This window comes from Amycolatopsis sp. NBC_01307, assembly GCF_035975215.1.
Lineage (GTDB): Bacteria > Actinomycetota > Actinomycetes > Mycobacteriales > Pseudonocardiaceae > Amycolatopsis.
Genome location: NZ_CP108403.1, coordinates 1,206,196 through 1,228,489, shown reverse-complemented (window position 1 = coordinate 1,228,489; position 22,294 = coordinate 1,206,196). Strand labels below are relative to the sequence as shown.

At 70.8% G+C, this 22,294-nt stretch carries 20 protein-coding genes; 10 read left to right on the top strand and 10 right to left on the bottom strand.

The features are described 5' to 3' along the window. Position 1 precedes the first annotated feature (1 nt). The 3 genes from OG439_RS05075 to OG439_RS05065 all read left to right on the top strand — a co-directional run bounded on the left by OG439_RS05075 (position 2) and on the right by OG439_RS05065 (position 3,292). Positions 2 to 1,723, top strand: coding sequence for an MOSC and FAD-binding oxidoreductase domain-containing protein (locus OG439_RS05075; RefSeq protein ID WP_326948168.1), 1,722 nt, complete (start codon positions 2 to 4; stop codon positions 1,721 to 1,723). A 45-nt stretch (positions 1,724 to 1,768) separates the two neighbouring features. Next, positions 1,769 to 2,230, top strand: a complete 462-nt coding sequence (locus OG439_RS05070) for an SRPBCC family protein (protein ID WP_326948167.1) — start codon at positions 1,769 to 1,771, stop codon at positions 2,228 to 2,230. A 96-nt stretch (positions 2,231 to 2,326) separates the two neighbouring features. Further along, positions 2,327 to 3,292: a LysR family transcriptional regulator gene (locus OG439_RS05065; RefSeq protein ID WP_326948166.1), complete on the top strand. Its 966-nt coding sequence runs from the start codon at positions 2,327 to 2,329 to the stop codon at positions 3,290 to 3,292. Positions 3,293 to 3,341: 49 nt separating this feature from the next. On the opposite strand, the gene OG439_RS05060 is transcribed toward OG439_RS05065, so the two are convergent. Next, positions 3,342 to 4,262 carry a carbohydrate-binding protein gene (locus tag OG439_RS05060; RefSeq protein WP_326948165.1) on the bottom strand — a complete coding sequence of 307 codons (921 nt, stop codon included), beginning with the start codon at positions 4,260 to 4,262 and terminating at the stop codon, positions 3,342 to 3,344. A 360-nt stretch (positions 4,263 to 4,622) separates the two neighbouring features. On the opposite strand from OG439_RS05060, the gene OG439_RS05055 reads away from it, so the two are divergent. Further along, positions 4,623 to 5,111, top strand: coding sequence for a beta-class carbonic anhydrase (locus OG439_RS05055; protein WP_326948164.1), 489 nt, complete (start codon positions 4,623 to 4,625; stop codon positions 5,109 to 5,111). A gap of 6 nt (positions 5,112 to 5,117) precedes the next feature. Here the strand turns inward: OG439_RS05055 and OG439_RS05050 are convergent, their stop codons facing one another. Next, a complete protein-coding gene (locus OG439_RS05050; protein ID WP_326948163.1) occupies positions 5,118 to 5,504 on the bottom strand; it encodes a DoxX family protein in 387 nt (128 codons plus the stop codon). Between the two features lie 233 nt (positions 5,505 to 5,737). Between OG439_RS05050 and OG439_RS05045 the strand changes: the two genes are divergently transcribed. Continuing rightward, positions 5,738 to 6,481, top strand: a complete 744-nt coding sequence (locus OG439_RS05045; RefSeq protein ID WP_326948162.1) for a hypothetical protein — start codon at positions 5,738 to 5,740, stop codon at positions 6,479 to 6,481. A gap of 52 nt (positions 6,482 to 6,533) precedes the next feature. Here OG439_RS05045 and OG439_RS05040 read toward each other — a convergent pair whose 3' ends face one another. The 4 genes from OG439_RS05040 to OG439_RS05025 all read right to left on the bottom strand — a co-directional run bounded on the left by OG439_RS05040 (position 6,534) and on the right by OG439_RS05025 (position 11,881). Next, on the bottom strand, positions 6,534 to 7,685 hold the full coding sequence (locus OG439_RS05040) for a Gfo/Idh/MocA family protein (RefSeq protein ID WP_326948161.1): 1,152 nt from the start codon (positions 7,683 to 7,685) through the stop codon (positions 6,534 to 6,536). Positions 7,686 to 7,695: 10 nt separating this feature from the next. Further along, a complete protein-coding gene (locus OG439_RS05035; protein ID WP_326948160.1) occupies positions 7,696 to 8,469 on the bottom strand; it encodes a sugar phosphate isomerase/epimerase family protein in 774 nt (257 codons plus the stop codon). A 60-nt stretch (positions 8,470 to 8,529) separates the two neighbouring features. Further along, the gene (locus OG439_RS05030) at positions 8,530 to 9,471 is read right to left on the bottom strand and encodes a glycoside hydrolase family 6 protein (RefSeq protein WP_326948159.1); all 942 of its coding nucleotides are present in this window, start codon (positions 9,469 to 9,471) and stop codon (positions 8,530 to 8,532) included. A 193-nt stretch (positions 9,472 to 9,664) separates the two neighbouring features. Next, positions 9,665 to 11,881, bottom strand: coding sequence for a glycoside hydrolase family 9 protein (locus tag OG439_RS05025; protein ID WP_326948158.1), 2,217 nt, complete (start codon positions 11,879 to 11,881; stop codon positions 9,665 to 9,667). 302 nt (positions 11,882 to 12,183) lie between these two features. On the opposite strand from OG439_RS05025, the gene OG439_RS05020 reads away from it, so the two are divergent. From OG439_RS05020 to OG439_RS05000, 5 genes are all read left to right on the top strand, one after another. Then, entirely contained in the window at positions 12,184 to 13,473 is a 1,290-nt protein-coding gene (locus OG439_RS05020; protein WP_326948157.1) for an ABC transporter substrate-binding protein, read from the top strand. A gap of 63 nt (positions 13,474 to 13,536) precedes the next feature. Then, the gene (locus OG439_RS05015; protein WP_326948156.1) at positions 13,537 to 14,496 is read left to right on the top strand and encodes a carbohydrate ABC transporter permease; all 960 of its coding nucleotides are present in this window, start codon (positions 13,537 to 13,539) and stop codon (positions 14,494 to 14,496) included. Continuing rightward, positions 14,496 to 15,317, top strand: coding sequence for a carbohydrate ABC transporter permease (locus tag OG439_RS05010; protein WP_326948155.1), 822 nt, complete (start codon positions 14,496 to 14,498; stop codon positions 15,315 to 15,317). Before OG439_RS05015 ends, OG439_RS05010 begins: the two co-directional genes overlap by 1 nt. Continuing rightward, entirely contained in the window at positions 15,314 to 16,636 is a 1,323-nt protein-coding gene (locus OG439_RS05005) for a GH1 family beta-glucosidase (RefSeq protein WP_326948154.1), read from the top strand. Before OG439_RS05010 ends, OG439_RS05005 begins: the two co-directional genes overlap by 4 nt. Before the next feature lie 55 nt (positions 16,637 to 16,691). Beyond that, positions 16,692 to 17,693 carry a LacI family DNA-binding transcriptional regulator gene (locus OG439_RS05000; protein ID WP_326948153.1) on the top strand — a complete coding sequence of 334 codons (1,002 nt, stop codon included), beginning with the start codon at positions 16,692 to 16,694 and terminating at the stop codon, positions 17,691 to 17,693. A 5-nt stretch (positions 17,694 to 17,698) separates the two neighbouring features. Here OG439_RS05000 and OG439_RS04995 read toward each other — a convergent pair whose 3' ends face one another. The 4 genes from OG439_RS04995 to OG439_RS04980 are packed head-to-tail and all read right to left on the bottom strand — an operon-like array spanning position 17,699 to position 22,228. Continuing rightward, complete coding sequence (locus OG439_RS04995) at positions 17,699 to 19,492, bottom strand: DUF2264 domain-containing protein (RefSeq protein ID WP_326948152.1); 1,794 nt, start codon at positions 19,490 to 19,492, stop codon at positions 17,699 to 17,701. After that, on the bottom strand, positions 19,489 to 20,454 hold the full coding sequence (locus OG439_RS04990) for a hydroxyacid dehydrogenase (protein ID WP_326948151.1): 966 nt from the start codon (positions 20,452 to 20,454) through the stop codon (positions 19,489 to 19,491). The genes OG439_RS04995 and OG439_RS04990 overlap by 4 nt, the downstream gene beginning before the upstream one ends. Further along, positions 20,451 to 21,284 (bottom strand): carbohydrate ABC transporter permease, encoded by an 834-nt coding sequence (locus tag OG439_RS04985; RefSeq protein ID WP_326948150.1) that lies wholly within the window; start codon positions 21,282 to 21,284, stop codon positions 20,451 to 20,453. The genes OG439_RS04990 and OG439_RS04985 overlap by 4 nt, the downstream gene beginning before the upstream one ends. Next, complete coding sequence (locus OG439_RS04980; RefSeq protein WP_326948149.1) at positions 21,281 to 22,228, bottom strand: carbohydrate ABC transporter permease; 948 nt, start codon at positions 22,226 to 22,228, stop codon at positions 21,281 to 21,283. The genes OG439_RS04985 and OG439_RS04980 overlap by 4 nt, the downstream gene beginning before the upstream one ends. Between the last annotated feature and the right edge of the window lie 66 nt (positions 22,229 to 22,294).

Genomic DNA, 22,294 nt, shown 5'->3' with positions numbered 1-22,294 from the left:
CGTGCCCAGACTGCTGTCCCTCAACGTCGGGAAACCGAAGGACGTGCCCTGGCAGGGCCGGACCGTCCACACCGGAATCTTCAAGTACCCCGTCGACGGCCCGGCGATGGTCCGCCGGCTCAACATCGACGGTGACGGTCAGGGTGACCTGGGCGGCCACGGCGGCGAGAACCGCGCGGTGCTCGTCTACCAGCGCCAGTCCTACGACTTCTGGCGTGACGAGCTGGGCCGGGACGACCTCGAATACGGCCAGTTCGGCGAGAACTTCACCGTCGACGGCCTGCCCGACGACGAGGTGCACATCGGCGACCGGTACCGGATCGGGGAGGCCGAGCTCGAGGTGACGCAGCCGCGCGTCACGTGCTTCCGGGTGGGGATGCGCCTCGGCGAGCCGCGGATCCCGGCGCTGCTGGTCGCGCACCACCGGCCCGGCTTCTACCTGCGGGTGATCCGCGAAGGCCGGGTCCGGGCGGGCGACGAGATCGTCCGCACCCGGACCGGGCGCCACGAGATGAGCGTCGCCGACATCGACGCGCTGCTCTACCTGCCCGGGCGCGACACCGCCGATCTCCGCAAGGCCGTCGACATCCCGGCGCTCAGCCCCGGCTGGCAGGGGTCGTTCCGCGACCTGCTCGCCGGCCACGAACACGAACGCAAGCCCGAAACCGTGGCCTGGACCGGGTTCCGCGAGCTGCGCGTGTCCCGCGTCGTGCCGGAGAGCACCACCGTCACGTCGATCCACCTGACGGCCGCGGACGGCGCGCCGCTGCCCCGGCCCGAGCCCGGCCAGTTTCTCACGCTGCGCGTCCCCGGGGCCGGCGACCCGGCGCCGGTCCGCAGCTACTCGCTCTCGGCGATGCCTTCGGACACCGAGTACCGCATCAGCGTGAAGCGGGAGGACCACGGCGCGGTGAGCGGCTTCCTGCACACCCGGCTGACCGCCGGCGCGGTCCTGCCGGTCGCCGCGCCCCGCGGCGACTTCGTCTTGGCCGAAGACGACTCGCCGGTGCTCCTGATCTCCGCCGGCATCGGCGTCACGCCGGTCCTGGCGATGCTGCACACGCTGGCGGCGGCGGGCAGCACTCGCGACGTCCGCTGGCTGCACACCACCCGCTCGGCCGCCGAGCACGCCTTCGCCGCCGAAGCGCACACACTGCTCGCCGGGCTCCCCCACGCCCGCGAACACGTCTACTACACGGCGGAAACCCCGCCGTCCGGCACCGCGGGCGCCCGGCGGGGCCGGCTCGACCGGGCCACTTTGTCCACTTTGGACCTGCCGGTCGACGCGACCGCATACGTTTGCGGTCCCGAAGGTTTCATGGCGGCGACGCGGGACGCGCTCGTCGGGCTCGGCCTGGCACCCGGCCGGGTCCACAGTGAACTGTTCGGCGCGTTGCCGGCGATCAACCCCGGGATCGTCGACGCCGTCCACGCGCCACCTCACCCACCGGCCACCCCGCCGGGCACCGGCCCCCGGGTCACGTTCGCCCGCAGCGGGCTGACGGTGCCGTGGAGCGCGGACTACCCGAACGTCCTGGAGTTCGCCGAGGCGTGTGACGTGCCGACCCGCTGGTCCTGCCGGTCCGGCGTCTGCCAGACGTGCGTGACGCCGGTGCTGTCGGGCGAGGTCGGCTACGAGCCCGACCCGCTGGAGGACCCACCACCGGGCACGGCGCTGGTGTGCTGCGCCCGGCCGCGGTCGGACCTGGTGCTGGACCTGTGACCGCCCGGACGGCGTACACGCGAGAGCCGTGGCAGTCTCGGGGCCATGACGTCAGAACGGTTCGAAGTGACCCGCAAGGTCGAGGCGCCGCCGGCGAAGGTGTTCGCCCTGCTGACCGACCCCCAGGGGCACGTCGCCATCGACAGCTCCGGGATGCTGCAGTCCGCGGACGGCGAACCGGTCCGCGGGGTGGGCGACGAGTTCGTCGTGCACATGGACCGCGAGTCCCTCAACGATGTGCCGATGGGCAAGTACGACGTCACGGTGATCATCACCCGCTACGAGCAGGACAGCCGGTTGGAGTGGACGATCTCCGGCACCATCCAGCCGCCGATCCGGCACCTCTACGGGTACCGGCTCGAGGCGGACGGCACCGGCACGCTCGTGACGTCGTACTACGACTGGAGCCAGATCGAGGAGCGGTACCGGGACAAGATCACTTTCCCGATCATCCCCGAGACGGCGTTGCGCGCAACGCTCGGCATCCTGGCCCGCACGGTCGAGTGACCAAGGTCGAGTGACGGCGTGGAGTAGCGACTCAGGTCGGGTGCCCGGGGTGATCACGCGGACTAAAGTGAGCTCACCCCGACCACCGGAGGGGCCGTGGAGCTGGAACTGCGTCACCTGCGCGCGCTCGTGGCCGTGGCCGATACGCGCAGTCTCACCCGGGCCGCCCGGGTGCTGCGGGTTTCCCAGCCCGCGCTGTCCGGGCTGCTGCGGCGGGTCGAACGCTCGGTCGGTGGCCTGCTGTTCGTCCGCTCCCCCACCGGCTGCGTGCCGACGCCGCTGGGCGCGGACGTCGTCGCCGAAGCGCGCACCGTGCTCGCCGGGGTCTCCGCGCTGACCGAACGGATCGGCGAACAGCGGGCGCCCGCCGGGCCGTTGCGCGTCGGCGGGTACTGCGGCTTCCTCCACCTGGCCGTCTCGCGGTGGCTGCGGGACCAGCCGTGGTGCCACGGCGTGAGCGTGCAGGAGGACCAGGACGAGGCCGTCGCGCTGGCGCGGGTCGCCGCGGGCTCGCTCGACCTGGCGCTGGTCTACCTCCCGCCGCTGCCGGACGCGGTCGTGCCGGACGGCGTCGGGAGCGTCGTCGTGCACCCGCGGGAGCCGGTGTTCGTGATCCTCGCGCACGACCACCCCCTGGCGCGGAGCCGGACCGTGCCGTTCGCCGGGCTCGCCGAGCACCCGTGGGCGGACGATCCGCCGGGCACCACGCGGTGGTCGGCCTACCTGCAGCGGGTGTGCCGCCGGCACGGCGTCGCGCTCGACCAGCCGCACCGGCCGCAGTGCCTGGCGACGCTGCAGGACCTCGTCCGGGCCGGCATGGCCGTCGCGCCGGCGCTCGCGACGCGCGAGGACCTGCCGGCGACCATCGTCGTGCGGGCCATCGAAGGCGCACCCCTGTGGCAGGAGCTGCGGCTCTGCTACCGGCCGGGCACGCCGGTGGCGGCGCGGATCGGCGAGATCCACGACGCCGTCGTGCGCGTCTACGCCGGCCGGCAGGGCTGCAGTGCCGCGTTCGACCACTGGTGGCGCGAACGCGGCCGCGAGCTGCTGCCGGCCGGCTGAGCCGACGCCGGTGGCCGGGGTGCTCGCCGGTCCGGCGTTCACCCTGGTCTCAGACGGTCACGCGCCAGGTGCTGTTCGGCGACGGGACCTCGAACCGCAACGTCGAGCAGTCGTAGTCGGCGGGCCGCGGGTTCGCGGTGGGCCGCAGCGGCGAGTTCGTCGCCGACGCCGCCACCCACTGCCCGGCGACGCGCAGCCGCAGCGAGCTCGACTCGAACACCGCGCCCCGCGCGTCCGCGCAATAGTAGGCGTTGCCGGTCGCGGGGTTGCGCGTCGAGTAGAGCTCGAAGATGTCCCAGCCCTCGTCGAGCCCGCTCTGGTCGCTGCCGCTCTGGGTGAAGAGCGTGTCCCACACACCGGTCTTCACGTTGCGGAGCGACGCGGTCCAGCTGTTGGCCGTGGTGTTCGTCCGGACCTCCTGCACCGTGTAGGCCGGGTGCCCGTCGACGGTGCTCGTGTAGTTCGCGAGGAACGCGCTGTCGATCGGCACGACCTTGGCCGGCGACACCGATCGGCACCAGTCCCACGCCCAGACCTGCGCTGCCTGGCCGAGCCCGTACGCGGTGACCACCTCGACGCACGAGTGCCCGGTGGGTTTCATCGTCGGCGCGTAGACGACGTCCGAAGAGTGGGAGATCCGCAGACTCGGCGTGACGCTCTGGGTCACGACCAGGCCGTCGGCGCTGGTGACCAGCTGGGGTTCCGGCCCCCAGAAGGTGTGCTTCTGCGCGGCGGCCCGGGGCGCCGCGCGGCCGGCCTGCGCCCGGCGGACCTCCAGGAACCGGTCGGCCGCGGGCCCGGCGGCGGCCTTCGCGGCGGCCCCGGTCAGCCCGGGCACGGTCCCGCCCGGCGCGGACATCGGCACAGCGGCAGCGGCCTGGACGGCGGCGAGCGGGGCGGCGCCGGCCGGCAAGGCCAGGGCGAGCACCGCCACCACAGCGGCGCAGAAGACGGTGGACAGTTTCCGCATCTCGGCATCTCCTCGTCGGCGAAGGAAACCGCGCGGACGGTGGGGAGCGGGGAGGACGCCGTCCGCGGGCCACCGGAGGTTAGGCCGGGCTTTCCCTTGTGCGGCAGCGACTTTCGACGGGTCGGAGCGCGTCGTCGCAGGCCACCGGGGTCATACGATCTGCGACGGTGAGGCGTTATGCCCCCGTTCGGCGCAGGGGCGCGTCCGGAGTGGACGGACACGCGCGTTCGGCGCGGCGGCCCGCGCGGATGGGTGCGGCACCCGTTCGGGCCAGTCCGGTCCCAGGTCATGGGCACGGTTGCGCATGGCCGCATGGAAGGGTCCACTCGGCCGAGCCACTACTACCGCGGAAGGACCACCATGTCGGTCACCGACGACCTCCTGGCCAACAACGCCGAGTACGCCGCGCAGTTCTCCGGGCCGCTGCCGCTGCCGCCCGCCAAGCACGTCGCCGTCCTGGCCTGCATGGACGCCCGCATCAACGTCTACGGCGTCCTCGGCCTCAACGAAGGCGAAGCCCACGTCATCCGCAACGCCGGCGGTGTCGTCACCGAGGACGAGATCCGGTCGCTGGCCATCAGCCAGCGGCTGCTCGGCACCGAGGAGATCATCCTCATCCACCACACCGACTGCGGGATGCTGACCTTCACCGACGACGACTTCAAGAAGTCGATCCAGGAGGACGTCGGCGTCAAGCCCGCGTGGGCCGCCGAAGCCTTCACCGACCTCGACACCGACGTCCGCCAGTCGATCGCGCGGATCAAGAACAGCCCGTACATCCCCAAGAAGGACTCGGTGCGCGGGTTCGTCTTCGACGTCGCGACCGGGAAGCTGAACGAGGTCGCCTGACGGCGTTCAGGCGGTGAACGGCGCGGGACCGAACCGGCCCCACGCCACGAACGCCGCGAGCGCGAGGTAGGTCAGGTTCAGCGCCACGAACCGGCCGGCACCGTCGTGGCGGAGGTGGGTGATCATCGCGCCGATCATCAGCACCACCCAGCAGGCGGCGGTGACCGGCACCAGCACCGGCGCGACGCCGGTGAGAGCGGGCAGGACCAGGCCGATCGCGGCCAGGAGCTCGAGGACCCCGAGGGTCTTCACGAAGCCGGCACCGAAGTCCCCGGTCCACTGCCCGCCGGGGATCCCGGCCAGTTTCTCCTTGGCCACGAAGGTCTTGCTGACCCCACCGGTCAGCGCGACGACGGCGAGCAGTCCGGCGGCGATCCACAGTGCGATGTTCACGGGGTTCTCCTTGAGGTCTCGGTGATCGACCTCGAGATGCCGTCGGACCGGAGTTTGTGACACCTCGCGAGACATTGCGGAAGGTGAGCACACGGCTACGTCGAAGACGTCGAAACCACACCTTTCGGGCGATGAAGGTGATCTCCTCCAACAGGGCGTAACGGATCACCCGCTTGGTCGATAGTCCGTTCGTGTCCGGGACGCCCGGACCTTCACGAGGGGACCCATCGCTCATGTCTCGACTCCGCCTGGGAGCGCTCATCGCCACCGGGGCCGTCGCCGCCCTGATCTCCGCCGGGTGCTCCAGCACCTCCGGGACCGCCGAGCCGGCCGGCGCGTCCGCCGCTCCCGCCGCCGCGTCCACCTCCGCCGAGGCCAAGGCCGCGTCGCTCGACGCCAAGCAGGCCGGGACCGCCGTGGTCGCCGCCGCGAAGCAGGCCAAGGCCGTGCACGTGCGGGGCACCGTCTCCGAGGGCGGGAACATCAACCTGGACCTGCAGCTCAACCCGGACAGCGCGAGCGGCACCATCGTGAAGGACGGCCTCGAGGTCCCGGTGCTGCGCGTCGGGGACAAGTACTACTTCCGGTTCAGCGAGTCGCTGATCAAGGAGGCCGGGATCCCGGCGTCGCTGAGCAAGCCGCTCAAGGACAAGTGGGTGCCCTCGACGTCCCAGATCGGCGCCGGCATGGGCGAGGCGTTCAAGCAGTTCCTCGACTACAAGACCTTCACCGACAACACCATCGGCGAGATCGACTCGGCGACCTTCTCCGGCGGCGAGCAGACGACCGCGGGCGGCGTCCCGGCCCTGAACTTCACCAGCTCCGACGGCACCGCGACGGTGGCCGCCGCCGAGCCGCACTACCTGCTGCGCATGCAGGAGCCGAAGAGCGGCACGATGGAGTTCAGCGACTGGGACAAGCCGACGACGGTCACCGCGCCGAAGGCCTCGGAGATCTACTCCGGTCCGGGCGCCTGACCCGGCCGACCCCCGAGCCCGGCAGCGACGCGCTGCCGGGCTCGGTGTCGTTTCAGGCCTTCAGCGCCGCCAGCTCCACGCGACGACCAGTACGTGACGACTCCAGCCCCGCCTCGGCCAGGCGAATGCCACGCGCGCCGGCCAGGAAGTCGTACGGGTGGGGCTCGTCCGCGACGACGTGGCGGACGAACTGCTCCCACTGCGCCTTGAAGCCGTTGCCGAACTCGGCGTTGTCCGGCACCTCCTGCCACTGCGCGCGGTAGTCCCGCGTCTCCGGCAGGTCCGGGTCCCACACCGGCTTCGGCGTCACCTCGCACGGCTGGACGACGCACTTGTGCAAGCCGGCCACCGCGCTCCCCCGCGTGCCGTCCACCTGGAACTCGACCAGCTCGTCGCGGTGCACGCGCACGCACCACGACGAGTTCAGCTGCGCGACGACCCCGCCGTCCAGCTCGAAGATCGCGTACGCGGCGTCGTCGGCCGTCGCGTCGTAGGTGGTGCCCTGCTCGTCCACCCGGGACGGGATGTGGGTCACGGCGCGCGCGGTCACCGCGCGGACCGCGCCGAACAGGTTCTCCAGCACGTAGTTCCAGTGGCAGAACATGTCCACGACGATCCCGCCGCCGTCCTCGGCCCGGTAGTTCCAGCTCGGCCGCTGCGCGCTCTGCCAGTCGCCTTCGAAGACCCAGTAGCCGAACTCCCCGCGCACGGACAGGATCCGGCCGAAGAACCCGCTGTCCACCAGCCGTGCGAGCTTGCGCAGGCCGGGCAGGTACAGCTTGTCGTGCACGACGCCGTTCTTCACGCCCGCCGCGGCCGCCTGCCGGGCGAGCGTCAACGCGCCCTCGACGGATTCCGCCAGGGGCTTCTCGGTGTAGATGTGCTTGCCCGCGTCGATCGCCCGGCTGATCGACTTCTCGCGGACCGACGTCAGCTGCGCGTCGAAGTACAGCGGGAAGTCCTTGTCGGCGAGGGCGGTGTCGAGGTCGGTCGTCCAGCGGGTCAGGCCGTGCCGGCCGGCGATCTCGGACAGCTTGTCGTCGCTGCGGCCGACGAGCAGCGGTTCGAGCTGCACGCGGGAGCCGTCGGCGAGCAGGACGCCGCCCTGCTCGCGGATCACCAGGACCGAGCGCACCAGGTGCTGGCGGTAGCCCATCCGGCCGGTGACGCCGTTGAGCACGACACCCAAGCTGTGTTTCGTCATTTCCACCTCGTCATTCGGGGAGCGCGTACCGGCGGAACCAGGCCGCGGCCGCGCGCAGGGGGACGTCGATCGGCGCGAGCGCCGGGTACCAGGCCTTCTCCCACTCCAGGGAGATCCAGCCCGACCACGAACGCAGGAGTTCGCCACACTCGGAGAGCGGGATCGCGCCGTCGCCCGGCGGCACCGGGGTCGGGTCGTCGCGGCCCACGGCGTCCTTGACCTGGAAGTAGCCGAGGTAGCGGCCCAGCACCTCGCGGGTGACGGCCGGTTCCTCCCCGGCGCGCCACGGGTGCACCGCGTCCCACAGGACGGCGACCAGGTCCGGGTCGCCGAACGGCTCGACCACCTCCAGGGCCGCGGCGCCGGTGGGACGCGAGTCGTGGGTTTCGAGCAGCAGGCGCACCCCGGAGTCACGCAGGTCGTCGAGGACGGCTTCGATCCGGGACCGCGCATCGCCGTCGCCGCCCGGGAAGACACGCACGGCCGGCGCGCCGATCCGGTGCGCCAGCTCGATCAACGCGCGCAGCTCGCCGATCACCGGCCCGTCGGGGCCGGGGCGGCAGACCTTCGCGTACCCGGCCAGGCACGCGACGGCGAGCCCTTGACCGGAAAGGAGCGAACGGAGGTCGTCGACGGCCCGGCCCGGCAGTCCCAAGTGGACTTCCTCGCTCGCGTGCACCCGCAGCTCCAGGCCTTCGCACCCGTGCGCCGACGCGGTATTGGCGGCCTCGCGCACCGGGATGCCCGGCATGCCCAGCGTGCTCACGGCGAACCGCCAGCCCATCGACGACCTCCTTCGCTCAGCCTCCTTTGTAAGCGCTTACAGTGTTGTGTGTCAAGCGTTTCACGTGCCGTCGATCAGCCGGACGGCGATGTCCGGGCTGAACGTCCCCGCCGGCACCGTCGGCGCGATGCCGCACTCGCCGTCGGAGACACCGGGCGTCTTCACCCACAGGAGCATCTCCGCGCCACCACCGGCTTGCGCGGTGACACCGAGCTTGCGCCCGGCCGGGTTGCACCAGTTCCCGTTGGAGCCGTTGGCGTTGCGGCTGGTGTCGATGACGAACTGCGCGCTGCCGCCCACCCCCGACTTCACCGAATTGGCGTAGCTGATCGACTGGCTGGTGGTGTAGTAGTTCGACACGTTCACCGAGAAGCCGCGGACGTTGGCCACCCCGGCGGCCTTCAGCCGGCTCGCCATGGTCGCCGCCGCCACCCAGCCGGCGTTGCCGCCGTCGAGGTAGGCGTAGGTGTTCGGGGCCTTCTGCTTGAACATCTGCGTCGCGTACGTGAGCATCGTGTTCCGGTCGGCGATCTGCGCGCTGCTCATGCAGTCGAAGTCACCGAGGGCGTCCGGCTCGATGATCACGACCGCCGGGTGGGTCCCGACGCCGGCCGCGAAGCTCGAGATCCACGTCTTGTATGCGCCGAGACTCCCCGCTCCCCCACCGGATTCGCCGCCACACGCGTCGCGGCCGGGCAGGTTGTACGCCACGAGCACCGGGAGCTTGTCGTGGCTGTCGGCGGCACTGACGTAACTCGCCACCGACGTGCCGATGGCGCTGTCGTTGCCGAACCACTTCGCGATCGGCTTCGACGCGATGGCCGCGTTGATCTTCGAGGCTCGTGAGTCACTCGAGTGCGACGCCACCCACTGGGCGGGCGCCGAACCCGTGTTGACGTAGAAGCCGCTGGTCAGGTCGAGCGGACTGGCGGCGTTCGCGGGCACCGCGGTGCCGACGAGCAAGAGCGCCGACACCGCGATGACGCGGGCTGTCCACCGCATTGTGGACCTCCTTCTTTCCGGGGGAACGGGCTGCCGCGGGGCCCGGGGGTCGGCACCGCCTTGGTGCGGCGGTACCTGCGGCGGGTGGGTCTGCGTGGCCGGGTCCACCGGTGGGGTCGTGAGTGTTTAGGGCGGTTCTAACCGCCCTGAACACTCACGACCAGCCGCGGCAGACCAGCTTCCGGAGCGGACGTCAGCGGGTGCCTGTGCCGGCGGCGAAGGCCGCGATCCAGGCGAGTGACGAGTTCCAGTTGATCGCCGTCTCGTTCGTGGAGTACGAGAAGATGTCGTCGATGTAGCACTTCGCGGGCGCGCAGCCGGGCAGGTTCTGCTGGGCGACCGGGTCCTGCAGCCCACTGTTCGGGCCGCCGGCCAGCGAGCCCGGCGGCGGAGTCGGCAGCTTCGGGTCGAGCTGGTGGGCCCAGATCCGGCCGTGTTCGTTGGTGCTGGCCCGTTCGCCGTAGCCGGTGACGAACGACTGGTTCAGCCCGTTGCGGCCGAGCAGGTAGTCCATCGACTCGAGGACGGCGTCGCGGTAGCCCGGCCGGTGCGTCAGGTCGTACGCCGTCGCGATCACCAGCGCGTTGTTCGTGGTCGAACTGGTCGAGCCCCACGGGTAGGCCGCGTCCTCGAACGGGTTCGGGTAACCCTGGCTGTTCACGTTGCGGACGTACTGGTCGGCGACGCTCAGCACCCGCTGCCGGGCACCCAGGACGCGATCCAGGGGGAAGCGCCACGGGAGGCGGGCGATCGTGAGGTCGGTCAACGCGCCGGTGTCGCGCCACGAGAACCCGTCGGCGGTGATCCGGCCGGTCATGGACTTCAGGTAGGTCCGGTCGCCGGTCGTGGCGTACAGCTCGGTCGCGGCCCAGGAGAACTCGTCGGTGACGTTCGTGTCGGCGTACGCGCCGCCGCCGACGCTGTCGTCGGCCGGCGCGTAGATCGCCGGGTGAGCGAGCGCGGCCTGCCACGCCGTCTTGGCCGCGGCCAGGCACTTAGCCGCGAACGCGCGGTCGTAGGGCTGCCAGACGCGGGCGCACTGGGCGGCCGCGGCGGCCAGGTTGAGCGTCGCCGCGGTGGACGGCGGGTGCAGGTAACGCGGCTGCGCGTCGGCCTCGGGCTGGGTCGGCAGCGCGGTCCAGGCGAGGTCGTGGATCTTGTGGTGGGCCATGCCCGCGAGGGACTGCCCGGCCGGGACCTGCATCTTGAGCAGGAACTCGACCTCCCAGCGTGACTCGTCGAGCACGTCGGGGACGCGGTTGCCCGCTTCAGGCACCTTGAGCAGGCCGTCTTTCAGGTTCGTCCAGTCCCCTGTGGACAGCGAGCGCTCGTAGCTGTCCATGAGCTGCCACGCGGCGAGCGCGCCGTTGACGACGTACTTGCCCTGGTCGCCGGCGTCGTACCAGCCGCCGCTGACGTCGAGGGAGTAGTCGCAGGTGCCGGGCAGGCACGGCACGGAGGTGTCGCCCTTGTTGGGCGCGACGCCGATGTGCCCGGCGGGGCGGGCGTAGGCGTCGCCGGCGTAGGCGGCGTCGATCGGGGTGCCGCTGCGGACGAGGTAGAAGTACTCCAGGGAGTCCTTGCGCAGGCCGTCGTACGGGTTGCGCGTGATGTCGAACGGCTCGCTGACGGCCGCGCCGACGGCGAGGGTGTAGCCGGTGCCGTCCTTGCGGTAGCCGCCGAAGTCCGCGATGTGCACGTGGTCGCCGGAGGCGGCGTCGTCACCCCGCACCTGGGTCCGGCCCTTCTTGACGACTTTGCCGCTGCGGTCGCGAAGTTCCCACGGGACCGGCGTCGTCGAAGCATCCACAATGGACGCCTCCTTCGGCCCGGCCGTCGCGTACCCGACCTGGTTCACCCGCACGGGTGAGCCGTAGTCCTTGCCGCCGCCGGGCGCGATGGCGCCGCCGGTGAGCGAGACGTCGTCGACGCAGAACGTGTAGGCCTTGGTGGCGCCGCCGAACTGGAAGTTCACCTGGCCGCGCAGGGTGGACAGGCTGGAGTTGCCGGTGAAGGTGAACGTCTTCGGGGTGCCGGTCACGGCGGCGGTCTTCGAGAACATCGTCGTGCTCGGGGCGACCGCGAGAGCGAGGCCGGCGCGGATCGTGACGTCGGCGGTGGCCGTCGCGGTGAACCGCAGCGTGTACGGCTGGCCCGCTTCGAGCGGGATGTCGTTTTCGCCGAGCATCGAGTCCCACGGGTTGACCGTGCCGGCGGGGACGTCGGCGCAGAGGCGGCCGGCGTCCACTCGGGACGGTGTGGTCCCGCTGCTCCACCAGGGGGCTTTGGTGGTGTCGAAGGTGCCGTTGAGCACGCGTTCGTACGGTGCGTCGGCGTGCGCGGCCGGGGCCAGCGACACGACGAGCACGACAGGCAGACAGGCTGCGAGCAGCCTGGGTCTTACGGACATACCGGTTCTCCTGGGGATCGAGCGGGGATCGGAGGAGCCGGCACGCCACAGCGTCAATGCGGGATGGTGCGCTCCGGGCGGCCGGTGTGTCAACCGTCGCGGGGTCTTGACAGCTGCCTCTTCACAACCGCGCCAACTCCGGGTTACAGTCCTGTAAGCGCTTCCAATTCTGGCGCAAGCCAGCCAGCGTCTCACCGGCACAGCCGCAGCGTCGCAGCAGGTGAAGGTGTTTTCACAAAGTCGTGATGAAGGCCGTACGGACTGTTAGCGGTTCCGGAATCGGCCTCGTAAGTGGAGGTTTCATGCCTGCCAGACTCAGGCGAACACTGCTGGCCACCGCCATGGCCGCCACCCTCGTCGCCGCCGCGGCCTGCGGCGGGGCGAGCGACGATCAGCAGAGCGCGTCCGGCCCGGTCACCCTCGTGGTGAAGACGTTCAGCCAGTTCGGCTACGACGCCCTGTACAAGCAGTACGAGGCGAGCCACCCCGGTGTCACCATCAAGGAGGAGAACATCGGGAAGCTGGGCGACTACTCGCCCAAGCTGCAGCAGTGGATGACCGCGGGCTCCGGCGCCGGCGACGTCGTGGCGCTCGAAGAGGGCATCATCAGCCAGTACGTCGCGAAGCCGGACAAGTTCGTCAACCTCCTCGACAAGGGCGCGGACTCGCTCAAGCCGGACTACCTGGACTGGAAGTGGAACCAGGCCCTGACCGCCGACGGCAGGACGCTGATCGGGCTCGGCACCGACATCGGCGCCCAGGGCATGTGCTACCGCAAGGACCTGTTCCAGAAAGCCGGGCTGCCGGTCGACCGCGACCAGGTCGGCGCTCTCTGGCCGACCTGGGACGCCTACCTGGCCACGGGAAAGCGCTTCCTCACCGCGAACACCGGCGCGAAGTTCTACGACTCCTCCAGCGGCATGTACCAGAACATCCTGATGCAACAGGGTGATCACACGTACTACGACAAGGCCAACACCTTCGTCGCGGACAGCAACCCCGCCGTGCGCAGCGCCTACGACCAGACCGTCGGGATGATCCAGGGCGGCCTGTCGGCCAACCTCGACCAGTACAGCCCGCAGTGGAACGCCGGGTTCAAGAAGGGCACGTTCGCCACCATCGCGTGCCCGTCGTGGATGCTGGCGACCATCCAGAAGCAGGCCGGCCCGGAGAACGCCGACAAGTGGGACGTCGCCAAGGTGCCGGGCAACGGCGCGGTGCGCGGCGGCTCGTTCCTCGCGGTGCCGAAGCAGAGCAAGCACCAGGACCAGGCCGTCGAGCTGGTGAAGTTCCTGACCAGCGCCAAGGGTCAGATCGGCGCGTTCCAGGCGAAGGGCAACTTCCCGTCGTCGCCGCAGGCCATCGACGACCCGGTCGTGCAGGGGCTGACCAACGCCTACTTCGGCAACGCGCCGGTCGGGAAGATCTTCGGTGCCAGCGCGAAAGCCGTGAAGCCGGTGTACCTCGGCCCGGCGAACGTCGCCATCGGCGACCGGTTCACCAACGCGCTGCTCGCCGTCGAGCAAGGCAAGCTCCAGCCCGACGAGGCGTGGGCGAAAGCCATCGACGAAGCCAAGCGCCTGGTCAAGTAGCCCGCCGGGCGGGCGCACGCGATCAGTCCGTGCGCCCGCCCGGCCTCCATTAAGGACACCCAGTTGGTCACCCAGCAACGGCCCCGCGCGGCCGCGAAACCCCCGGCGCCGCCGCGCCCGCGGGAACGCGGCAGCCTGCTGTCCCGGTGGGACCTCAAGGCCTCGCCGTACCTGTACATCGCCCCGTTCTTCGTCCTCTTCGCGGTCTTCGGCCTGTTCCCGCTGCTCTACACGGCGTGGGTCTCCTTGCACGACTGGGACCTGGGCGGGGACGGCGGGTTCATCGGCCTCGACAACTACGCCACCCTCTTCGGCGACCCGGACTTCTGGAACGCCGTCGGCAACACCCTCGGCATGCTGGTGCTGGCCACCGTGCCGCAGCTGCTGCTCGCGCTGGTCGTGGCCGCGCTGCTGAACCAGCAGCTGCGGGCCCGGCTCCTGCTGCGGATGGGCGTGCTGCTGCCGATCGTCACGTCGGTGGCCGCGGTCGGCATCGTGTTCAGCCAGATCTTCGACCGCGACGCGGGCATGGTCAACGGCCTGCTCCACCTCGTCGGCGTCGCTCCCGTCGACTGGCGGGCCGACAAGTGGTCGTCCTGGATCGCCATCTCGACCATGGTCGACTGGCGCTGGACCGGCTACAACTCGCTGATCTACCTGGCCGCGATGCAGTCGATCCCGCGCGAGCTCTACGAAGCGGCCACGGTCGACGGCGCGTCCAAGATCCGGCAGTTCCGCAGCATCACGGTGCCGATGATCCGCCCGGCGATCGTGTTCACGGTGATCATGTCGACCATCGCCGGCATGCAGCTGTTCACCGAGCCGCTGATCTTCGGCCAGGGCACCTACGCCATCTCCGGCGGCTCGCTGCGCCAGTTCCAGACCGTGTCGATGTACATGTTCGAGAAGGCCTTCCGCGACGCCGACCTCGGGTACGGCTCGGCCATCGCGTGGATGATCTTCCTGCTCATCACCATCCTCGCGGTCGTCAACTTCCTCATCACCCGGAGGTCGTCGAAGTGATGCGGAAGACTTCTCCCCTGGTCTACGTCACGCTGCTGGCCGGGATCGCGCTGTCGGCGTTCCCGCTGTACTGGCTGTTCGTGGTCGCCACCCGGACCAACGACATCGTCGGCGACTGGCCGCCGCCGCTGCTGCCCGGGGGCAACCTCTTCGGCAACGTCGGCCGGCTGTTCTCCGCGGAGGACGCGAACTTCCTGCTGGGCATGGTGAACTCGGCGATCGCGTCGGTGGTCGTCACCGTCTGCGTCGTGTTCTTCAGCACCCTGGCCGGGTTCGCCTTCGCCAAGCTGCGCTTCCGCGGCCGCAACGGGCTGCTGGTGGTCATCCTCGGCACGATGATGATCCCGGTGCAGATGGGCATCATCCCGCTGTACATGATCATGGTGCAGCTGGGCTGGCAGAACCGGCTGCAGGCGGTCATCGTGCCGTTCCTCGTCTCCGCGTTCGGCGTGTTCATGATGCGGCAGTACGCCGAGCGCTCGGTACCGGACGAGCTGATCGAGGCCGCCCGCATCGACGGCTGCTCCACGTTCCGGATCTACCTCACGGTCGTGCTGCCCGCCTTGCGGCCCGGCGCGTCGGTGCTGGCGCTGTTCACCTTCATGAGCACCTGGAACGAGTTCCTCTGGCCGATCGCGGTGCTGGAGAACGACAACCCGACCGTGCAGTTCTCCCTGAACCAGCTGTCCACGAGCTACTACACCGACTACACGCTGATGTTCGCGGGCGCGCTCGTCGCCTGCGTCCCGCTGCTGCTGGTCTTCCTGGCCTTCGGCAAGCAGATCATCGGCGGCATCATGGAAGGAGCGGTCAAGGCGTGAGCACGTTCGAACCCGGTTTTCTCTGGGGCGCGGCGACGTCGAGCTACCAGATCGAGGGCGCGACGGCCGAGGACGGGCGGGGTCCGTCCATCTGGGACACCTTCGCCGCGACCCCGGGCAAGGTCGACCGCGGCGACACCGGCGACGTCGCCGCCGACCACTACCACCGCTACCGCGACGACGTCGCGCTCATGCAGGAGCTCGGCCTCGGCGCGTACCGGTTCTCGATCGCCTGGCCGCGGATCCAGCCGGCCGGGTCCGGCGTGGCCGAGCAGCGCGGCCTCGACTTCTACCGGCGACTTGTCGACACGCTGCTGGAGCGGGGCGTCCAGCCGTGGCCGACGCTCTACCACTGGGACCTGCCCCAGCCCCTGGAAGACGCCGGTGGCTGGCCGAACCGCCACACCGCGCAGCGGTTCGCCGAGTACGCGGCGATCGTGCACGACGCGCTCGCCGACCGCGTCACCCACTGGACGACGCTGAACGAGCCGTGGTGCTCGGCGTTCCTGGGCTACGCCACCGGCCGGCACGCGCCGGGCCGGCAGGAGCCCGGCGCCGCCGTGCGCGCCGCCCACCACCTGCTGCTGGGCCACGGCCTCGCCGCGGAAGTCATGCCGGGCAGCACGGTCGGCCTCACGCTCAACCTGACCGAGGTCACCCCGGCGACCCGCGGCACGCCCGACGTCGACGCGGCCCGCCGGATCGACGGCATGCAGAACCGGCTGTTCCTCGACCCGGTGCTGCTCGGCGACTACCCCGCCGACGTCCAGGCGGACCTGGCCGGCGTCACGTCGTTCGACCACGTGCTCCCGGGCGACCTGAAGACCATCTCGGCGCCGCTGGACTTCCTCGGCGTCAACTACTACTCCCCCATGCTCGTCGCCGGCGGCGGCGCGCCCCGGCCGTCGGCCTACGTCGGCTCGGACCGGGTCGCCCAGGTCGACGGCGGCCACCCCCGGACGTCGATCGGCTGGGAGATCGACGCGGGCGGCCTGCTGGCCGTGCTGACCCGGCTGAAGCGGGACTACCCGGCCATCCCGCTGTACGTCACGGAAAACGGCGCGGCGTTCGACGAGCCCGTGCACGACCGGGCGCGGGTGACCTATCTGGACGGTCACCTGCGGGCCTGCGCGGCCGCGATCGCCCGCGGGGTGCCGCTCAAGGGGTACTTCGCGTGGTCGCTGCTCGACAATTTCGAGTGGTCCTTCGGGTACGCGCAGCGGTTCGGGCTCGTGCACGTCGACTACGAGACGCAGGAGCGCACGCTCAAGGACAGCGCCCGCTGGTACGCCGCCGTCATCGCCCGGCACGGCCTGTGAGCGCTCACACCCTTGTTAAGCTGACCGTCCGATCGACCAGGGGGAGGCGAGCACGATGAGCAACCGGCCGTCGACGCTCGAGGAAGTGGCGCGCCTGGCCGGGGTGTCCACCGGCACCGTGTCCCGGGTGATCAACAACGCCCCGCACGTCAGCACGAAATCGCGAGAAGCCGTGCAACGCGCGATCGAAGAGCTCGGGTACGTGCCGAACACCGCGGCCCGGTCGCTGGCCACGGCGCGGCGTGGCGCGGTGGTGCTGGCCATCTCCAGCGACGACCCGGCGTTGTTCGCCAACCAGTTCTTCGCCGAGGTGATCGCCGGGGTCAACGCCGTCATCGAGGAGACCGACCTGCAGCTGATGCTGGTGCTCGCGGCGTCCGAACGCGGCCGCTCGCGGCTGACGCGGATCCTGCAGTCGCGGGCCGCGGACGGTGTCATGCTGCTGGCCCTGCGGGAGAACGACCCGCTGTCGAAGATCGCCGACGAGGGCCAGGTGCCGGTGGTCCACGGTGGACGTTCGCTCGACCGCACTCCCCCGCACTACGTCGACGCCGACAACCGCGGCGGCGCCCGGCAGGCCGTGGAGTACCTGGTCTCGCTCGGGCGGCAGCGGATCGCGACGATCACCGGGCAGACCGACCAGCACGCCGGCGTCAACCGGTACCTGGGGTTCCGGGAGGCCCTCGCACTGGCCGGGCTGCCCGACCACCGCGTCGCGCACGGCGACTTCAGCGAGGCGAGCGGCGTCGAGGGAATGGCGCGGCTGCTCGACGAGCACGCGGATCTCGACGCCGTGTTCGTCGCGTCCGACGCGATGGCCGCCGGGGCGCTGAAGGTCCTGCGCGAACGGGGGCTTTCGGTGCCCGACGACGTCGCGGTGGTCGGGTTCAACGACATCGTCACCGCGCAGCACACGCACCCCGCGCTGACCACGGTCCGCCAGCCGATCGAGGCGCTGGGCCGGGAGATGACGCGGATGCTGGTGCGGCTCATCGACGGCGAGAAGCCGACGTCGCTGATCCTGCCGACCGAGCTGGTGGTCCGCGAGTCCGCCTGAGCGCGTCATCCGGCGGTCACGTCCAAGGGGTCGAAGCCGATCCGGATCGTGAAGCCGTCCGGCCAGCGGATCTCTGTGCTGTCGGCGGTGACCTCGGCTTCTCCGGCGCCGAGTACCGCATGGGCGGCGAAGACTGTCGTGCCTTCGGCGGGACCGGTGAGCCGGGTCAAGGTCACGGAGGGGACGTACGCGGTGCCGTGCGGCGCGCGGACCTCGTCCTGCCCGGTCCAGCCGCTCAGGGGGCGGAGGACGGACTCGCCGGGAGCGGTGGCCCAGCCGGTCTGCTCGGCGGTCGCTCCCGGCGGGCCGCCGACCACCCGGTGCACCCGCACCTCGTCGTGCCCGCGCACCACGGTGACGCTCTCGACCCGCAATCCCGGTACGGCCGCCGTCGTGAAGATCGGGCGGTGCCAGGACGCGGCCCACCCCCAGCCGTCGCCGTGGCCCGCGCCGAGGGGGTGGATGCGGCGGCGGACGCTGCGCACTCCCCCGACGACGACGGCGAAGTGGTTGTCCGACGGGTTGTCCTTGGCCGTGGGGCCGGTGTGGGTGGAGTAGGCGAAGCGGCCGTAGTGCGGGTCGTCGCCGTCGGCCGACTCGGCTTCGTGGGGCCTCAGGTGGTCGCTGCCGTGGTTGTGCAGCCGGACGACGCCGTCCGCCTTCTGCAGCAGGAAGCCCGGTGCGGGCTCCGCGCGTACCGTGTCCGCGTCGTCCGATTCCTCAGTGGACGTCCACAGTGGATGATCTTCGGGCGCAAGCAGGCAGACGAACGCCTTCGACGCCCAGTACGGCGAGCCCGGGCCGGAGTAGAACTGCGTGGTCGGCGCGTGCGGGCCGTGCCAGCCGAGGCTCAGGAGGCCGTTGCCGTCGACGGCGTCGTGGTCGAGGAAGTACTTGAGCGCGCCGCTGAGCAGCCGTCGTGACACGCCTGGGCGCAGCGGGGTGTCGCCGGTGACCGCGCCGAGGCCGATCGCTGAGACGGCGGCGAAGCGGTAGGTCAGGGAGCGTCCGAAGTGGAGCGGGGCGCCGTTGGCGCCGAACCACAGCTTGAAGCCCTCCAGGTGCTCGTACAGCCGGCCGCCGTGGCGGGGCGGTTCTCCCGCGAGGTGGGCGTCGAGGACCGGGTAGAGGTGCAGGGCCCAGCCGTTGTAGTGGTCGAAGGCGCGGCCGTCGCCGTCGGCGTACCAGCCGTCGCCGCGGTACCAGCCCTCCAGGAGCTCCAGCGCGCGGTCGCGGGCCCGCGCGGTCTCGGCGTCACCGCGGCCGACGTCGTCGAGGAACCCGGCGACGGTGAACGGGAACAGGTACCAGTTGTTCGGCGCCGGGACGTGCCTCAAAGCACCGCGCAACCATGCTTCGACGCGGTCCTGGACGTCTTCGCCGAGGTGGTCCCAGAGCCACGGGCGCGTCAGGCGGAGGCCGAGGGCGACGGACGCGGACTCGACCATCGGCTGCCCGGCGACGTCGTGGCCGAGGATCACCGGCCACGACTCGGCGTCGTCGCGGCCGGGGGTGCGGGTGCCCGCATCGAGACCTTCGGCGTAGCGCTCCAGCCAGTTGTGCGGGTCACCACCCCCGGCCACGCGGAAGCCGGCGGCGAGGAAGGTGCGGGCGAAGCCTTCGAGACCGTCCGAGCGGACGCCGCTGGCCGACGCGGGTCCGGGCAGGTCGAGCCGGGCTTTCCCGGGGCTCGCCCAGCGCCACGCGGCGGCGAGGAGGCCGTCCGCGGCGGCGACCCAGTGGTCGCGCGTGTACCCGGTGTGCGGGCTCAGTTCGCGGTCGTCGTCCGGCAGCTTCACGCGATCAACCCCATCCGGTCGCGGCGCAGGGGGTGGGCGAAGCCGTTGCCGGCGGCCCAGCGCGCGACCTCGGCGACGGCCAGCGCGGCCAGCCGGCCCATTTCGTTGCCCTGCGAGCCCGCCAGGTGCGGGGTGATCAGCACGTGGGGGTCGTCCCAGAGCGGGTGCGCGGGCGGCAGGACTTCGGGGTCGGTGACGTCGAGGATCGCGCGGAGCCGCCCGGCGCCGGTGGCCTCGGCGAGGGCGTCCTGGTCGAGGACGGCGCCGCGGGCGGTGTTGATCAGCACGGCGTCCGGGCGCATCGAGGCGATCAGCGACCGGCTGACCAGGCCGCGCGTTTCGGGCAGCAGGGGCGTGTGGACGCTGACGACGTCACTGCGCGCGAACAGCTCGGCCAGGCCCACTCGTTCGGCTCCTTCCACGTCGCCGGCATAGGGATCATGCACCAGTATCCGCAGGTCGTGGGGGCGCAGCAGCTCGATCACCCGGCGTCCGATCATCGACGCGGACAGGATGCCGACCGTCCGCCGGTAGTTGCCGACGTCCCGGAGCCAGTCGTCGCGGGTCCGGTTTTCCCGGTATTCGCGGGCGCGTTCGAGCACGCGTTTGCCCGACAGCAGGATCATGGCGAGGGTGTACTCGGCGACCGGCACGGCGTTGGCCGCGGCGGCCGACGTCACCTCGATGCCGCGGTCCCAGCACGCCTCGGTGACGTGCGCGCGGACCGACCCGGCGGTGTGCACGATCGCGCGCAGCTTCGGGGCGGCGGCGAGCGCGGCGGCGTCCAGCGGCGGGCAGCCCCAGCCGGTGACCAGCAGTTCGACGTCCCGCAGCGGGTCGCCCGCGAAGTCGTCGAGCACACCTTCGGTCAGGTCCACGAGGCCGCGCAGCTCGGTCAGGGTTTTGTCGTCGAGGACGGCGTGGGCCGCGTCCCGGCTCATCGCGAGGGCGGCGCGGATCACTTGACGGCTCCCGCGGTGAGGCCGGAGCGCCAGAAGCGTTGCAGCAGCACGAAAGCCAGCAGCAGCGGGAGGACCGCGAGCAGCGAACCCATGATGACGACCGGGTAGTACTCGGGCGACACGGTGGCCGAGCTGTTCCAGGTGTAGAGGCCGAGGCTGACCGGGTAGAGCTTCTGGTTCGACAGCATCACCATGGGCAGGAAGAAGTTGTTCCAGATCGCGGTGAGCTGGAACAGGAACACCGTGACCACGCCGGGTCCGAGCATCCGCAGCGCGACGCGGAAGTACGTCTTCAGCTCGCCGGCGCCGTCGATGCGGGCGGCTTCCAGGACCTCGTCCGGGACGTACCCCTGGCTGAACACGCGGCCGAGGTAGACGCCGAACGGGTTGAACAGCACGGGCACAAACACCGCCCACGGCGTGTCGACGAGCCCGGTGCCCGAGGCGATCAGGTACAGCGGCAGCGCGAGCACGGTCTGCGGCACCATCACCGCGGCGAGCACCAGACCGAAGAGCTTTTCCTTGTGCTTGAAGCGGTATTTGTCGAAGGCGTACCCGCAGGCGATGCTGATCAGCGAGCTGAGCGCGCCGCCGACGACGGCGTAGAACAGGCTGTTGGCGTACCAGCGGCCGTAGATCCCTTTGTCCATCGCGAAGAGGTCTTTGAGGTTGTCCAGCGGCGAAAAACCTTTCAGGGAAAGCAGATCGCTGCCGAAAAGCGCGTCGCCGTTCTTGGCGGCGGCGAGGACGAGCCACAGCACCGGCAGCAGCGTGTAGAGCACGGAGATCCCGACGACGGTGTTGACGGCCGTGCGGCTGAGCAGCTTCACGGCTTCACCTCCCGGGTGCGGTTGGTCCAGCGCGTCACGCCGTAGGACAGCGCGATCGTGCAGGCGAGGAGGATCACAGACGCGGCCGCGGCGAGGCCGTAGTTGTTGCGGGTGAACGCGGCGTCGTAGATGTACATGCTGGGCGAGAAGCGGGCGGTGATCACCGGCGTGGACTGCGAGAGCAGCATCGGCTCGGTGAACAGCTGCAGGGACCAGATGAGCGTGAACAGCACGACCATCACGACGCTCGAGCGGATCAGCGGCGTCTTGATCCGCAGGGCGGTGCGAACCGGCCCGGCGCCATCGACCACGGCGGCTTCGAGCACTTCGCGCGGCACGGCTTGGAGGGCGGCGTAGAAGACGACGACGTTGTAGCCGAGGTTGCTCCACAGGGCGATGTTCACGATCGCCGGGAGGACGGCGTGGAACCCGAGGAAGTCGACGGTGAGCCCGGCCTTGCCGAGGACGTCGACGACCGGGCTGAGGCCGGGGGTGTAGAGGTAGAGCCAGATGATCGCGGCGATGATCCCGGGCACGGCGTGCGGCAGGAAGAGCCCGAGCCGCGCGAGCGACGTGAGCCGCGCGGCGGCGGAGTCGAGCAGCAGCGCGAGCCCGAGCGACGCGACGACCAGCAGCGGCAGGTAGATCAGGCAGTAGAGGGCGATCACGCCGAGTCCACTGAGGAAGGTGGGATCGGTGAGCACGGCGAGGTAGCTGCGCAAGCCGACGAAGACGGTGTGCTCGGGCCCGAAGCCGAGCCCGGGTTCGTCGGCGCCGAAGAAGCTCAGCCAGACGGCGGTCCCGACGGGGATGAGGAAGACGACGAGGAGGAGCACGAAGAAGGGCGCCATGAGAATGGCGGCCGCGGACCGCTCTTTGTCCCGTCGGCGCGGGGTTGCGGCTTTCGCGGGCGGCTTGGCCGGGCGGGTGAGGGTGGCGGTCATCGACGACCTCCGGTCAGCTGGGCCCGGTCGCCGACGGTCATGGCCGCGGGCGGGTTGGCCGGGCCA

Coding starts and splice junctions, on each gene's coding strand:
- OG439_RS05070 (WP_326948167.1), top strand. CDS start 1,769: ATGACGTCAGAACGGTTCGAAGTGACCCGCAAGGTCGAGGCGCCGCCG.
- OG439_RS05060 (WP_326948165.1), bottom strand. CDS start 4,262: ATGCGGAAACTGTCCACCGTCTTCTGCGCCGCTGTGGTGGCGGTGCTC.
- OG439_RS05055 (WP_326948164.1), top strand. CDS start 4,623: ATGTCGGTCACCGACGACCTCCTGGCCAACAACGCCGAGTACGCCGCG.
- OG439_RS05045 (WP_326948162.1), top strand. CDS start 5,738: ATGTCTCGACTCCGCCTGGGAGCGCTCATCGCCACCGGGGCCGTCGCC.
- OG439_RS05040 (WP_326948161.1), bottom strand. CDS start 7,685: ATGACGAAACACAGCTTGGGTGTCGTGCTCAACGGCGTCACCGGCCGG.
- OG439_RS05035 (WP_326948160.1), bottom strand. CDS start 8,469: ATGGGCTGGCGGTTCGCCGTGAGCACGCTGGGCATGCCGGGCATCCCG.
- OG439_RS05030 (WP_326948159.1), bottom strand. CDS start 9,471: ATGCGGTGGACAGCCCGCGTCATCGCGGTGTCGGCGCTCTTGCTCGTC.
- OG439_RS05025 (WP_326948158.1), bottom strand. CDS start 11,881: ATGTCCGTAAGACCCAGGCTGCTCGCAGCCTGTCTGCCTGTCGTGCTC.
- OG439_RS05020 (WP_326948157.1), top strand. CDS start 12,184: ATGCCTGCCAGACTCAGGCGAACACTGCTGGCCACCGCCATGGCCGCC.
- OG439_RS05010 (WP_326948155.1), top strand. CDS start 14,496: ATGCGGAAGACTTCTCCCCTGGTCTACGTCACGCTGCTGGCCGGGATC.
- OG439_RS05000 (WP_326948153.1), top strand. CDS start 16,692: ATGAGCAACCGGCCGTCGACGCTCGAGGAAGTGGCGCGCCTGGCCGGG.
- OG439_RS04980 (WP_326948149.1), bottom strand. CDS start 22,228: ATGACCGCCACCCTCACCCGCCCGGCCAAGCCGCCCGCGAAAGCCGCA.